Source organism: Sphingomonas sp. Ant20, from assembly GCF_000783375.1.
Classification (GTDB): domain Bacteria; phylum Pseudomonadota; class Alphaproteobacteria; order Sphingomonadales; family Sphingomonadaceae; genus Sphingomonas; species Sphingomonas aerolata.
In genome coordinates, this window is record NZ_JRVI01000182.1 from 1 (window position 1) to 13,817 (window position 13,817).

A 13,817-nucleotide genomic window follows, 5' to 3' on the forward strand; every position below is an offset into this window, starting at 1 on the left:
CGTGCCGGTCGTCCGCCGGGCCGATGCGCATCCCGACGCGCCGCCACGCCGGCCGATGACCGCGGCCGATCTCGGCACGCCGATGATGGAGGTGACCGCGGCGAACCCGGTCACGCTCGAGCGATCGATCCCCGCGGACCTCGACCAGCCGCTCGCGGCGTTCGACCCGCATGCGATCCTGCCGGTGCCGATGGCGCCGATCCGGCCGGTCACGCCGCTGGTGCAGGCCGAGGCGGCGCCGGTCGCGCCAGCCACTCCGGTGGAAGACGAGGAGCGGGTCGAAGCATTAGCCGACGAATCCGTCGCGATCGACGAGCCGGTGGAGGCCGCGACGGTCCCGATCATGGTGAGCGAGCCGGTCGCACCGCGGGTCTCGGTGGCTTGGTCAGCGCCATCGTCGGCTCCACCGTCAGTTGGCGCCGTCAACGGTGCGGCGCGCCATGAGCCGCGTCTGGTCGATACGCCGGCGCGGCTGCATCGCCGTCACCGCCTTCGATCGAGTCGCTGTTGCGGCGGCTGGAGCAGGGTGCGACCCGGCGGCGTCAGGCGACATCGGGCTGACATACCGCGACCGCGTGAAACCGCTGTTGATACGAAGAAACCTCTGATACCGATTGCTCGAAAACGACGGTCGGAGGGGTCATGGCGCAGGTCGCGGATCAATCGAAGTTCGAAGAAGCGGCGCCGCCTGCCGAGCCGGACGGGCAGGCGGGGGCGACCCGCTATGGCTGGTATGTGCTGTCGATCCTGTTCCTGGTCTATGTGCTCAACTTCGTCGACCGGCAGATCATCTCGATCCTTGCCGAGGACATAAAGCGTGATCTGGGGCTGAAGGATCAGGATCTCGGGTTTCTCTACGGGACCGCGTTCGGGGTCTTCTATGCGCTGTTCGGGATCCCGCTCGGGCGGCTTGCGGACAATTGGCACCGGGTCCGGCTGATGACGATCGGCCTGACGCTCTGGTCGGTGATGACGGCGGTGTCCGGCCTGTCGCGGACCGGCGGGCATCTCGCGGCGGCGCGGATCGGCGTCGGCATCGGCGAGGCGACCGCCAGCCCGTCGGCCTATTCGCTGATTTCCGATTATTTCCCCAAAAGGCTGCGTGCGACTGCGTTGTCGATCTATTCGGCCGGGCTTTATGTCGGTGGCGGCTGCTCGCTGTTTATCGGCGGGGCGATCGTGCAGGGCTGGAACCGGGCCTATCCGGGGGGCGGGCCGTTCGGGCTGGTCGGGTGGCAGGCGGCGTTCATGGCGGTCGGTGTGCCGGGTCTGCTGCTCGCGATCTGGATCGCGACGCTGAGGGAACCGATCCGCGGGCATGTCGAGGGGCTTCCCGAACCGGCGCCGCACCCCGCACCGTTTCGCGCCTTCGCCGGCGAGTTGCTGACCATCGTGCCGCCGCTGACGCTGATCGGTGCGGCGATGGGCGGGGTCAGGGCGTTCGTCGTCAACCTCGCCGGGCTGGCGATCGTCACGCTGGCGGTGGTCGGACTGGTTGGAGCGGGCGAGCCCTGGCCGCAATGGGTGGCGATCGGGACCGGCGTCTATGCCGTGTTCTCCTGGGCCTGTGCGCTGCGCCGCCGCGATCCGCCGACCTTCGCGCTGATCATCGGCACGCCCGCGTTCCTGTGCACGGTCGTCGCCTATGGCCTGAACGCGTTCCTGAGCTATGCGGCGAGCTTCTGGGCGGCGCCCTATGCGCTGCGCGTGCTCGGCGCGACGCCGTCGAGCGCTGGGTTCCTGCTCGGCGGGCTGGGCGCGCTTGCGGGGTTTCTCGGGCTGACGATGGGCGGAGTGGTCTCGGACCGGTTGCGGCGGACCAACCCTGCCGGGCGGCTTTTGGTGGTGATCTTCGGCGCGGTCGTGCCGGTGCCGTTCCTGTGCCTCGCCTTTACCGCGTCGGTGCCGCTGCCCTTCTATGCCGGAATCTTCCTCGCGCAGATCACCGCGAGCTGTGCGCTCGGTGCCGCCGCGGCGACAACGCAGGATCTGGTGCTGCCGCGGATGCGGGGAACGGCGACCGCGACCTTCTTCATCGGCACGACGCTGATCGGGCTGGCGCTTGGGCCGTATCTGGCGGGTCGGGTGTCGACGCTCAGTGGGAGCCTGTCGGTCGGGATGCTGTCGCTGCTGGTCAGCGTGCCGATCACGCTGGCCGCGGCGGTCGCGGCGTACCGGCTGGTCCCTGCCGCCGAGGCCTCGCGCGAGGCGCGGGCCCGGGCGGCGGGGGAGGTCGCCTAGCCATGGTCCCTCGCCGAGGATGCCATGGCTAGGCTAAGTGGTTCAGCTCGGCTGGAACACGCCGCAGGCGATGCGGCCGCCGCTGTTGCCGGCGGGGTCGGTCATCAAATCGTCGGGACCGGCATGGACCACGAACGCCGAACCATCGGCATCGAGCAGCCCGGCCATCGTCGCACCCGGGATCGTGACGCCGACCGTGCCGCGGCCGTCGGTGCCGGTGATCAGGTTGGGCAGATCGCCCTCATGCGGCCCCTGCGGGTTCATCGACCCGTGCTTCATCGACGTCGGGTTCCAATGGCCCCCCGCGGTCGTGAAGTCGGGCGCGTCGCAGCGACCGGTCGTGTGGATATGGACGCCGTGCGTGCCCGGCGGCAGCGCCTTGGCGTCGACGGTGAAGCGCAGTCCGCCGGCAACGTCGGTCGCGGTCGCGCGGCCGACATCGACCCCGGCGGCGTTCATCAGCATCGCGCGTGCGCTCTGCCCGCCTGCGATCGGCGTCCCGGTCTCGAGCCCTTTCTGATCGCAGGCCGCCAGCGTGAGCGCTGCTGCACCGACCAGCGCAAATGTTGCAATCCGCATGTCCGTCTCTCCCTATTGATCCGACGCGAACCCGCCAAAGTCGCCGGCGGTTCCGGCGTCGGGTTCGAGCGGCCAGCGCAGCAGTGGTTCGTACCAGGCACCGTCGCGGCCGAGGTGGCTCTGGTACAGCGTCAGATGGGTCATCGCAAACGGCGCGCTGGCGAGCCCGGCATGGCGGGCGATCCAGCCGTCGATCTCCGGCGACGTGCCGAGCGACCGCGGCAGCCGCGCGAGCGTGACGTGCGGCAGATAGGCGCGGCGATCGGGTGGCAGCCCGGCGCGGACCACCGCCTGATCAACCTTGCGGTGCAGCGCGGTGAGCGCGGCGTGCGGGGTGACGCCCGCCCAGAGCGTGTCGGTACGCCCGCGGCTCGCGAACTGACCGACCGCATGCAACGCCACCGTTGGCGCCGCCGGCGTCAGCGACAGGCGGAGCCGGTCGATCTCGGTCACGATGTCGTCGGCCAGACGCGGATCGACCTCGCCGAGGAAGCGCGTCGTGACGTGGAGCTGCTCGTCATCCTGCCAGCGCGCACCGCCGATCCCGTCCATCAGGTCGAACAGCATCTCGCGGATGGGGAGGGGCGGGCGGAGCGCGAGAAACAGGCGTAGCATCGGCGGGATTGATAGCGCCGATCACCCCGAATTGGGAACGTCTCCGCTTGAAAATCGTCCTCCCAGCACCGATGTTGCACGCAAGCGGCATGTGGCCGGATAGAGGAGTTGTAATTTCAATGGCTAATTGGTCTGATCCCCGGCCTCGTGCCGCGCCGTTCGGAGCGACGGCCACCACCACCGGTTCGGCAGCATATGACGCGGGTCTCCGCTCGTACATGCTGTCGGTCTATAACTATATGGGCTCGGGCGTGCTGCTGACCGGCATCGTCGCGCTTCTGTTCGCCTGGGGCGGTGCATCGTCGCCTGCCGCACAGGTGTTCATGGGCGGCGGTCCGCTGAAGTACGTCATCATGTTCGCGCCGCTCGCGATCGTGTTCGGCATGAGCTTCGGCCAGAACCGGATGAGCACCGCGACGCTGCAGATGCTGTTCTGGGGCTTTGCGATCCTGATGGGTCTGTCGCTGTCGACGATCTTCCTGGTCTATAGCGGCACGTCGATCGCCAGCGCGTTCTTCGCGACCGCCGCCGGCTTCGCAGGGCTGAGTCTGTACGGTTACACCACGAAGCGTGATCTGTCGGCGTTCGGGACGTTCCTGATCATCGGCGTGGTCGGTCTGCTGGTGGCGAGCATCATCAACATCTTCCTCCAGTCGGGTGTCATGCAGCTGGTCATCAGCGGCGTCGGCGTGCTGCTGTTCGCGGGTCTGACGGCCTATGACACGCAGCGTACCAAGAGCCTGTACATGCAGGTCGCGGGTACGGACATGGTCGGCAAGGTCGTGATCATGTCGGCACTGAGCCTGTATCTCGACTTCATCAACATGTTCATGTTCGTGCTTCGCCTGTTCGGCAGCAGCCGCAACTAAGCGCTTCGCACCTTCTCTGAGTGACGGTCCGGCGGGAAACTGCCGGGCCGTTTTTGCATCCTGGCCAGGATTTAAGACCACAATGCGTCTCTCGATCGACGTTCATCTGGATTATGGAATTGCCGGCGACGCGACGTGTTGCTGCAGATCGAGGCGGCGGCGATGCCCGACCAGCGGATCGAGGAGCAGTCGCTGACGATCTGGTCGGACAGCCCGATCCGCGCGGTCCCGGGCGAGGACGGCATCGGCCAGCGTTGCTGGGCGGCGGGGGCATGGCCGGCTGACCGCGGCGTACCGCGCGGTGGTGAAGGTCGAGCGGCCGGTCGTCGCGCTCGGCGCCTATGGCACCACGCCGCCCCGGCTGCTGCCCGGTGACGTCACCGCCTATCTGATGCCAAGCCGCTATTGCCAGTCGGACCGGTTCGAGGGGTTCGTCGCGCGCGAGTTTCCCGGGCTCGACGGCGGCGCGCTGGCGGCGGCGCTGAGTGCCTGGGTCGGCAATGCGCTCGATTACCGGATGGGATCGAGTTCGGGCGAGACGACCGCGCTCGACACCTTCGCGTCGCGTTCGGGCGTGTGCCGCGACTATGCGCATCTGCTGGTCGCGCTCGCACGCGCGGGGGGGGATCCCGGCGCGCTGCGTCTCGGCCTATGCGCCGGGGGTCGATCCGCCCGACTTCCACGCGGTCGCCGAGCTCTGGCTCGATGGCGCGTGGCGGCTGGTCGATCCGACGGGGATGGCGTCGTGCGGCGATATCGCGCGTGTCTGCATCGGGCGCGACGCCACCGACATCGCGTTCATGACGGTGTTCGGGCAGGCGACGCTGTGGACGCAGACTGTCCGGGTCCGCGCGCTCGACGACGAAACTGCGTGACCGGTCCGCGACGCGAGTCGCTCGTCGCAGCGGCAGGAACACCGGGCGTGCTGAACCGTTTGCGTCCGTAACGATTTTCACAGGAGTCTCGACATGAACGATATCGACAAACGCGCGCTCGACAGCCTGTCGGTTGCACCGGATGGGCAGGATGGCGATGCTGCCAACGGCCGGACCGACGGCCGCGACCCGCGCCAGGAGGCCGGTCAGGACAAGTCGATCGGCAAGCGGCTGCAGAAGAACCCGTCGAGCAACGATGCGCGTCTCGACAATGCGCTCGACGAGTCGATGGATGCGAGCGATCCGCCCGCCTCGACTCAGCCGGTGCACAATCAGGGGCCGGCGCCGTCGTCGGGCTATGATGCCGAAGCAGAACGCAAGCTGTCCGAAAAGAACAGCTGATCTATCGGGGAGTCTGCTCGCGCCCGGCCGATGCCGGGCGCGGGCGGCGCTCCGACATTCCAAGTTCTAATGTTGCGTAAATACCGCCCTTGGCGAAAAGTTTGATGTCTGGCCTCGACTGGTCGCATTGCGTGTTGCAGCGCAACAGATTTCATGGTCGCTTATACCCGTGACGTGACGATGCGTTAGGGACCCTCCTCTGCCCCAAATGCATGGGAACGCCTGTTACTTGCAGCAAGGCGGGGTGACGATATGGCTTCACGGATGAAACCGGCAAAGGGCATCACGACGCTCGCCGAGATGAAGGAATTCGCAGGCTTTTCCAGCGCGACGCAGCGTTATATCCGGCGTTCGCTCGATGTCGGCCTCGATCGCGAGGATGCGATGACGCGCTGGTCGCGCGACGTGGTCGAGGAGGCCAGCATCCGTGCACAGGCGCGGCTCTATCTTGGTCTTGACGATCTTCGCGAGCTTCTGCCCGAGGATGCGGGGCTCGGCGGGGCGGACCGGTTTCTGGGAAAACTGGTGACGCTGGCCGCGTTCGATCTGGGGCAGGGGCGGCTGACGAGCTTTTCCGCGTTCCGGTTCCTGTACGAGCGGCTTGCCGGCGCGGATGTCCGACCGTGGCTGCCGTCCGCCTTCTGCGCGGCGGCGGCGTTGCCGCATCTCCACCCCGAACTGCGCCGCAAGCTGCTCCAATCCATCAGCGAAGCCGCGGCGACCGCGTCGGGCTGGTCGAGCCGGGAGCCGGTCTTCTTTCCCTATTGGGTGGAGAAGGTCGACAGCGGGACGTCGCTCGCCACCTGACGGCTCAGCGGCAGGCGCGCCAGCCCATCGCGCCGCGATCCGCCTGATCGAGATGGAAGTGGTCGGCATGTGCGGCGTTGTAATCGGGCGAGAGCGTCGTCGCGAACAGCTGGCAGGCGCCGTCGCGTACCTCCCGGAGGAAGGCGGCCTTGGCGGCATCGCCTTTCCAGTCGCGGGCTACGGTAATCCGCGTGCCATTGCCCAGCCGAAAGCCGGCAATGTCGACCGCGTCGGCGGTCGAATGCTCGCTCCACGTGCCGGCATCGCGGCCGTAGATGCGGCGACAGCTATAGCTGCCGAAATGGTCGATGCTCGTGACCTTGGTGCCGAAATGCCGTTCGGCCGCGGGCTGGACGACATTCCATTCCCATATCGCGAGCGCGGCGGCGACCGGACAGGCGATGCCGAGACCCGCGGGCGCGAAGTCGGTCCGTCGCGCGCCACCGGATGTGAACCGAACGCCGTCGCTATAGCCGCATTGGCCTTCGCCGCTGCGAGGCGGCAGTGCGGTGTAGCGGACACCGGCACGCTCGAGCGCGGCCTGACAGGCGGGATAGGACTGAGTCAGCGCGTTGAGCTTGCGCCCGGTCATCAGCCCGATCGGCTGGCCGAGGTCGAGCGGGGTCCAGGGCAGATCCTGCGGCCGACCGCGCAGGGTCGACCAGAGTATCAGTCCGAGACCCGCGATCACAGCCAGCGCGACGATCCAGCCCAGTGTCCGTCGCACCGTGCGCATGAGCCGTGCGCCACGCGGGTGACGGGCTCGCTGGTCACCGGATAGCCAAGATCGTCGGGAATGCAGAAATGATCGATCCCGTCGCGCGGCTCGATCCACGGCGTCACGGTGCGGACCGGTCTGCGCCGTGTGTCGTCGACCGCGTCGTCGAAGCCGGCGAACAGCGCGAGGCGTTCGAGGTTGCGGCGGGTGGGGAAGATCACCTGTGCGCGGCCGGCATCGGCATGCGCGAGGATCTCTGCAGCGGTCGCCCAGAGCAGGCGGACATTCTCCGTCTCGTCGACGCGGGCGGGGGCGGCGTCGGCAGGCAGACGCGCGAGATAGAAGCGTGTGTCGAAGATGCGGGTCAGATGATGCGCGGGTCGCCACCGCGCGAAATAGGTGAGCAAGTGCGGATCACAGCGGAGCCCCAGCTCGTCGAGCATCGGCCCCAGTTCCCGTCCGGCATGCAGCGCCGCGCGAAGTGTCGCGAGCGTATCGGCGGACGGTGCGGGATGAAGACCGATGGCGAGCCCGACCTCCTCGATCGTCTCGCGGATTGCGGCGATGCGGGCGGCGACCTCGTCAATCATGACCGGATCAGCGGGCTGCGGGATAAGTTGCTCTGCTAGAATGCGGTCGGCGGGGTCGACCCGGCCACCGGGGAAGACGAGTGCACCGCCGGCAAACGCCATCGATCCCGCGCGTTCGACCATCAGCAGTTCGGGGGCGAGCGACGGGCGATCGCGAAAGATCACCAACGTGGCAGCCGGAATGGCGGGAGAGATCGGTTCGGTCATCGATCTGTGTAACGCGCGAAACCCGGATCGGGCCAGACGGCATTATAGCGTGATTCAGAGCGCGACCGGCAGAGCGCTCAGAATGGCTTTAACGGTCGGGGAGGGCGATCAGCCCTCCCCGTGGCGCATCAATCGTCGCTGCCGAGCGTACGCTTGGCGGCATCGAGCGCGGCCTTGCCGGTCTTGCGCGAAGTCTTGCCTGCGTCTTCCGCAGCGGCTTCGACCTTCGAGCCCGCCTTGCGGCCGAGGCCGATCGACTTCGCCATCGCACGGCGTGCTTCCGAATAGGTCGCAGCGACCATCGGATAGTCGGCCTCAGGTTGAAGCGTTCGCGATACTGCTCCGGCGTCATGCCATGCGTCGTCAGGTGGCGACGCAGTGTCTTGTACTTCTTGCCGTCGATCATCGAGACGATGTGGTCAGGCGATGCAAGCGACTTGCGCGCCGTCACGGCGGGCTCATAGGTCGTCGCCTCGGCGGTATCGCCCGTCATCTCTGCGCCGGTCGTGAGCTTGGTCACGGCGGTGTGCATCGACAGGAGAAACGCAGGAACGTCTTCGGCAGCGGTGCGGGTGTTGGGGTTCGCCAGCCAGGCTGCCGTCAGTTCTGCCGCCAGTTCGACGGTATTGATGGTTTCGGTCACACGGGATCCTTGATTGTTGAAAAATTTTCCCCCTCCATTCGCGCGACTACGCGCTATTGGCAGAAAATGACACCCGCAAATATTATTAAAGCGCTCAATTGACCGGGAATTCTGTTCGCGACATCGAATCCGGGTGCTGATCTTGCGATTTGCTGAGTTTATACGCGCGCCAGACCAACCCTATAGATCCTCACAAATACGCGCATTCGCGGTTGTAGCATGCGTGCGCTCGCAGCGGGTCCGACATCCGGCGCAGTCGTCAGATCCGGCAGATCAGGTTGCGGATCGAGACGCCCGATCGGGACGTCGCGATTGGCAGACGCATCTTATCGCGCAGGGACAGCCGGTCGGCGCGGCGTGATCTTGGTACCGAGCAGGACCAGCCCTTCGGGCCCGACACCGAAGCCGTGCGGAACGCCGGCGGGGATCAGCAGGACGTCGCCGGGGCGGAGCGCGCGGGTCGTGCCGCCCTCGATCCGCGCACCGTCGGTGAGGCCGGGATTGACGACATGCGGATCGACCAAGCGTCCACCCGAAAGCAACGTCCCCGATCCCGCGACGACGGTCGCATATTCATTCTCGTCGGGATGCACCGCAGGACGGCCTTCGGCTTTCCAATATTCGAGCACGACGACGCTGCCGCCGCCGCTGACGAGCGTCTGCATCGCAAAGCCCTGACCCGGTTTCATCGTCGCTTCGAGCGCCGCGACCGCGCGGGGGATATCGGTCGCTGCGACGAAATCGCGCGCCGCTTCCTGCGCCGGCGCGACCGTGGCGACCGCGACCGTCGCCAGCGCGAGCAGCACGCGCATCACGCCTTGGTGCCCGATGCCAGCCGGATCGTCCGCCCCTCGCGCGCCGAGCGATAGATCGCCTCGACGATACGCAGGTCGCGCAGGCCCTCCGCGCCCGACACCATCGGTTCGCGATCGGTGCGGATGCAGGTGACGAGATGATCGAGCTGGCCGGCGAACTGGGTTCGGCCGGATGCTGCTGGCGTGACATCGCGTTCGCGGCCGTCGGCGCCCGTCCACATCCGGTTGTCGGCATAGCGGGTCGCGGGTTCGAGCTCGATCCGGCCGCGTTCGCCCATCATCAGGATGTGGTTCTGGTTCGCGCTGTACATCGACTGGCAGCTGGCGATCGCGCCGGACGCAAATTCGAGCGTCCAGTCGATCATGTCCTCGACCTCGCGAAACCGCGGATCGGTGCGATCGGTGGACTCGCGCGCGGTCACCGCGACGGGCTCCTCGCCGGTCATGTAGCGTGCGGCCTGGAGGCTGTAGATGCCCATGTCCATCAGCGAGCCCCCGCCCGCCAGCGCTTTGTTCAGCCGCCACTTCGACGGATCGCGCTGGACGAAGCCGTGTTCGGACCGGACGTAACGCGTCCTGCCCATCGTCCCCGCGCGCGCGAGCCGCATCGCCTCGACATTGCAGGGCTCGAAATGGCAGCGATAGCCGATCATCAGCTTGCGATCCGCCGCCTTGCAGGCCGCGATCATCGCCTCGCATTCGGCGACCGAGACCGCCATCGGCTTTTCGCACAGCACATGCTTGCCGGCGCGCGCGGCGCGGATCGTGTACTCGGCATGCATCGCGTTGGGCAGGCAGATATAGACGATATCGATATCGGGATTGTCGCGGATCCGGTCGAAGGTCGCATAGCTGTAGACCGACCGGTCGGGCAGGCCGTGCGCGGCCGCGACGCGGCGCGCCTTGGCGGGGTCACCGCTGACCACCGCGGCGAGCCGGCTGTGCGCGCATTTGGCGAATTCGGGGATGATGACGTCGAGCCCGTAATAGCCCAGCCCGACGATCGCATAGCCGAGCTTGCGCGTCGGGGGGCCGCCTGCGTGATCGCGGGCACCGCGGCCAGCGCGGTTGCGCCGATGACAAATTCGCGTCGTCCTATCGTCACGATCAGATCCCCCATCCTGCAAGCGCTGTTGGCCACCCTGTTCGGCCACCAGTTGCCCTGTGGCCATTACGACCTTGGTCGATCTTATCGCCGATCCGCGCCGTTAGCGCCATCCGCGCTGGCGCGGTCATCGATCCAGGCCCACACGTCGCGTACCAGCGTGTCGGGCGTCGCCTGCGCATCGAGCGTGATCGCGGTTTCGTCGGGCCCCGGACGCTCGAGCGTCGCGCGCTGGCTGTCGAGCAGGCTGGCCGGCATGTAATGCCCGCGCGCGCGCCGAGCCGTCGCGCGAGTTCCGCCGGATCGGTGTCGAGCAGCACGAACAGCAGCGGGACGCCCGCCGCAGCGCCGAGCCGCTCGCGATAGACCCGCTTCAGCGCGGAGCAGGCGGCGACCGCAAAGCCGTCCGCCGCGACCGCGTCGCCGATCGCGTGACCGACCCGGTCGAGCCAGGGCCAACGGTCGCGTCGTCGAGCGGATGGCCGGCGCGCATCTTGCGACCGCCTCCGCGCTGTGGAAGCCATCGCCCTCGAGGAAGCGGTCGCCGGTCTGATCGGCGAGACGCTGGCCGAGCGTCGACTTGCCGCTGCCGCTGACGCCCATGACGATGATCGCGCAACCGCGCGGGACCCCGTGGGGCATGCCGTCGCCGGAGCGGGCCTGGGGGGAGGGGGTGGTTTGCACAGTTCCTGACTCGCGGTTTGAGCGCGTCCGGCGGCGCCTGGTTCCAGGCCTCTATCCGGTCGATCGCGATGATTGGCCATTACGACCATCGTCGCGCCCTTGTCGACCGGCGTCGGGACGGGCATCGAGACCGGCCAATCACAGAGGTCGATGCATGTCCGCTCGCAATCATCATGACGTCCTGATCGTCGGGGCCGGCCATGCCGGTGCGCAGGTCGCGATCGCGCTGCGACAACGCGGCTATGCGGGGACGATCGGGCTGATCGGTGACGAGACGTCGCCTCCCTATGAGCGGCCGCCGCTGTCGAAGGACTATCTGTCCGGCGAAAAGGCGTTCGATCGCATCCTGTTGCGCCCTGCCAGCTTCTGGGAGGAGCGCGGGATCACGCTGATCCCCGGGCGTCGCGTCAGCCATATCGATGCAGCCGCGCATTGTGTCCGCCATGTCGACGCGCAGGCGACCGAGAGCGCCGACGCGACGAGCCTGCACTACGGCACGCTCGTCTGGGCCGCGGGGGGATCGCCGCGGCGGCTGGGGTGCGACGGGCATGATCTCGCCGGGGTCCACGGCGTGCGCACCCGCGAGGATGTCGACCGGATGATCGCCGAACTGCCGAGTGTCACGCGGGTCGTGGTCGTCGGCGGCGGCTATATCGGGCTCGAGGCGGCGGCGGTGCTGACCAAGCTCGGCAAGCAGGTGACGGTCCTCGAGGCGCAGGACCGGGTGCTCGCGCGGGTGGCGGGAGCGGCGCTGTCGCGTTTCTACGAGGCCGAGCACCGCGCGCACGGCGTCGATCTGCGGACCGGCGTAACGGTGGCGGCGATCGAGGGCGCCGACGGGGCCGCATCGGGCGTCCGGCTCGCCGACGATACGGTGCTGCCGTGCGAGATGGTCATCGTCGGGATCGGCATCGTGCCCGCGGTCGCGCAGCTGATCGCCGCAGGCGCGGTTCGGCGGGGGGTAACGGGGGTGATGGTCGACGCGCAGTGTCGCACGAGCCTGGCCGATGTCTTTGCGGTCGGCGATTGCGCGGCGCACGCCAGCCGCTTTGCCGGCGGGGACGTGATCCGCGTGGAATCGGTGCAGAACGCGAACGACCAGGCGGCGATCGTCGCCAAGGCGCTGACCGGCGTGGAGGAGGCCTATGGCGCAGTGCCGTGGTTCTGGTCGAACCAGTATGACCTGAAACTTCAGAGCGTCGGGCTGTCGACGGGGCATGATCTCGCGCTGCTGCGCGGCGATCCGGCGACGCGCAGCTTCTCGGTGGTATATCTGAAGGCGGGGCGGGTAATCGCGCTCGACTGCGTCAACAAGACGCGGGATTATGTGCAGGGGCGGGCGCTGGTGGTCGCGTCGGCGCGGGTCGAGCTGGCGCTGCTGGCCGACATCACGGTCGATCTGAAGACGCTGGTGCCCGCGGATTGAGGTCCGGCCCGGCGGCGTGCAGCGTGAAGCGCGTCATCTCTGACGGGCGGCCGAGCCGGACCGCGAAGCCCGGCCACAGGCCGGTGCCGTTGCCGACATAGAGCGTCATCCCCGCGACGTCGTAGCGGCCGGATACGAACCCGCCATTGGCGCGCGCGAACAGGCGGTCGAAGCCGGGCGCGACGCCGCCATGCGTATGCCCCGACAGCTGGAGCGCGACGCCGTGCGCTGCGGCGTTGCGCGGCTGGTGATCGAGCAGCACTACCGGCGCACCCGCGGGCGCGCCGCGCAACGCGCTGTCGAGATCGGGACCGGGCTGGCCGACCGAGGGGGCGGAGAGATCGGTGAGCCCGGCGAGCACCAGCTGCGCGTCGCCGCGGGACAGCACGGCATGGCTGTTGGGGAGCATCCGGAAGCCGAGCCCGTCGAGGTGCCGCATCCAGGCGGCGTAATCGAAGAAATATTCGTGATTGCCCGGGATCGCATAGACGCCGTCGGGGGCGCGGAGCGCGCGTAGCGGGGCAACGTCGGCGCGGCGCATTGCGACCGATCCGTCGATGAAGTCGCCGGTGACGACGATCAGGTCGGTGCCTGCCGCATTGGCGCGGGTGACCACCGCCTCGGCCCAGCGCGCGGGGAACAGCCGGCTGATGTGCAGATCGGTGAGCTGGAGGATGCGATACCCCTCGAACCGCGGCGCAGCCCGGTGATCGTGACCGCGACGTCCTTGACCGGCGGCACGCGCAGCGCGTTCGAGACGCCGATCGCGGAGATCAGCGCCGCGAGCCCCGCGATCGCATAACGCAGGCCGTCTGGCGCGGCGGTGGTGCTACGACGCAGGATCGCGGTCGCGAGCGTGCCGATGTCGAGCAGCAGCTGGAGCATCGCGAGCAGCACGATCGCCGCGAACGCCCAGTTGAACAGGATGACGACGCTGCGCGGAAACTCGGGCGCGAAGATCGATCCCGAGGACAGCCGGTTCCAGAAATGAAACTGCGAGGCGACCAGCAGCAGCAGCGCCACGCCGGCCTTGAGCCAGAGCGACATCGACAGCGGCCAGAGCCAGCGGGCAAGGACGACCAGGCAGGGCGTCGCGAAAATGAGATTGAAAATGACGGTCTCCGTTCGTCCCCGCGCCGCCTGTGGGGGAGTTGGCCGTGCGTCGCAAGGCCCGCCGGACCCGCCGGCGCGAGGCAGACCGGTCAGCCGCTCGCGGGTGGGCGCGCGGTCGAACGGCGCAC

13 protein-coding genes and 4 pseudogenes are annotated in these 13,817 nt (G+C 68.0%); 6 read left to right on the forward strand and 11 right to left on the reverse strand.

The features are described from left to right. The coding region (locus NI18_RS17155; RefSeq protein WP_198527056.1) for a hypothetical protein at positions 1–345 on the reverse strand (345 nt) is incomplete at its 3' end. A gap of 297 nt (positions 346–642) precedes the next feature. Here NI18_RS17155 and NI18_RS17160 point away from each other — a divergent pair. Continuing rightward, positions 643–2,241, forward strand: coding sequence for an MFS transporter (locus NI18_RS17160; RefSeq protein WP_037531736.1), 1,599 nt, complete (start codon positions 643–645; stop codon positions 2,239–2,241). A 42-nt stretch (positions 2,242–2,283) separates the two neighbouring features. Here NI18_RS17160 and NI18_RS17165 read toward each other — a convergent pair whose 3' ends face one another. Continuing rightward, entirely contained in the window at positions 2,284–2,820 is a 537-nt protein-coding gene (locus tag NI18_RS17165; protein WP_037531737.1) for a superoxide dismutase family protein, read from the reverse strand. 12 nt (positions 2,821–2,832) lie between these two features. Next, positions 2,833–3,435 (reverse strand): RNA 2',3'-cyclic phosphodiesterase, encoded by a 603-nt coding sequence (gene thpR, locus NI18_RS17170; RefSeq protein ID WP_042467069.1) that lies wholly within the window; start codon positions 3,433–3,435, stop codon positions 2,833–2,835. Positions 3,436–3,554: 119 nt separating this feature from the next. Here thpR and NI18_RS17175 point away from each other — a divergent pair, with 119 nt between their 5' ends. The 4 genes and pseudogenes from NI18_RS17175 to NI18_RS17190 all read left to right on the forward strand — a co-directional run bounded on the left by NI18_RS17175 (position 3,555) and on the right by NI18_RS17190 (position 6,388). Continuing rightward, positions 3,555–4,304 carry a Bax inhibitor-1/YccA family protein gene (locus tag NI18_RS17175; RefSeq protein ID WP_031440668.1) on the forward strand — a complete coding sequence of 250 codons (750 nt, stop codon included), beginning with the start codon at positions 3,555–3,557 and terminating at the stop codon, positions 4,302–4,304. 82 nt (positions 4,305–4,386) lie between these two features. Then, positions 4,387–5,179: pseudogene (locus NI18_RS17180) on the forward strand (transglutaminase family protein). Between the two features lie 93 nt (positions 5,180–5,272). Beyond that, complete coding sequence (locus NI18_RS17185) at positions 5,273–5,581, forward strand: hypothetical protein (RefSeq protein ID WP_037531739.1); 309 nt, start codon at positions 5,273–5,275, stop codon at positions 5,579–5,581. A 264-nt stretch (positions 5,582–5,845) separates the two neighbouring features. Beyond that, complete coding sequence (locus NI18_RS17190) at positions 5,846–6,388, forward strand: hypothetical protein (protein WP_236559025.1); 543 nt, start codon at positions 5,846–5,848, stop codon at positions 6,386–6,388. A 4-nt stretch (positions 6,389–6,392) separates the two neighbouring features. On the opposite strand, the gene NI18_RS17195 is transcribed toward NI18_RS17190, so the two are convergent. From NI18_RS17195 to NI18_RS17220, 6 genes and pseudogenes are all read right to left on the reverse strand, one after another. Next, positions 6,393–7,124 carry an extensin family protein gene (locus tag NI18_RS17195; protein WP_037531743.1) on the reverse strand — a complete coding sequence of 244 codons (732 nt, stop codon included), beginning with the start codon at positions 7,122–7,124 and terminating at the stop codon, positions 6,393–6,395. Next, positions 7,076–7,903, reverse strand: a complete 828-nt coding sequence (locus NI18_RS17200; RefSeq protein WP_157840570.1) for an NUDIX domain-containing protein — start codon at positions 7,901–7,903, stop codon at positions 7,076–7,078. The genes NI18_RS17195 and NI18_RS17200 overlap by 49 nt, the downstream gene beginning before the upstream one ends. Before the next feature lie 128 nt (positions 7,904–8,031). Further along, positions 8,032–8,534: pseudogene (locus NI18_RS17205) on the reverse strand (MucR family transcriptional regulator). Between the two features lie 338 nt (positions 8,535–8,872). After that, entirely contained in the window at positions 8,873–9,358 is a 486-nt protein-coding gene (locus NI18_RS17210) for a cupin domain-containing protein (RefSeq protein ID WP_037531745.1), read from the reverse strand. Further along, complete coding sequence (locus NI18_RS17215) at positions 9,358–10,533, reverse strand: Gfo/Idh/MocA family oxidoreductase (protein WP_198527057.1); 1,176 nt, start codon at positions 10,531–10,533, stop codon at positions 9,358–9,360. Before NI18_RS17215 ends, NI18_RS17210 begins: the two co-directional genes overlap by 1 nt. Before the next feature lie 17 nt (positions 10,534–10,550). After that, positions 10,551–11,069: pseudogene (locus tag NI18_RS17220) on the reverse strand (gluconokinase). Positions 11,070–11,304: 235 nt separating this feature from the next. Here NI18_RS17220 and NI18_RS17225 point away from each other — a divergent pair. Continuing rightward, the gene (locus NI18_RS17225) at positions 11,305–12,576 is read left to right on the forward strand and encodes an FAD-dependent oxidoreductase (protein ID WP_037531747.1); all 1,272 of its coding nucleotides are present in this window, start codon (positions 11,305–11,307) and stop codon (positions 12,574–12,576) included. On the opposite strand, the gene NI18_RS27285 is transcribed toward NI18_RS17225, so the two are convergent. Continuing rightward, the gene (locus NI18_RS27285; protein ID WP_347574878.1) at positions 12,539–13,252 is read right to left on the reverse strand and encodes a metallophosphoesterase; all 714 of its coding nucleotides are present in this window, start codon (positions 13,250–13,252) and stop codon (positions 12,539–12,541) included. The two genes, NI18_RS17225 and NI18_RS27285, sit on opposite strands and share 38 nt — an antisense overlap. Next, positions 13,156–13,817: pseudogene (locus NI18_RS27290) on the reverse strand (hypothetical protein); the annotation flags it as partial. The pseudogene NI18_RS27290 and the gene NI18_RS27285, both read right to left, overlap by 97 nt.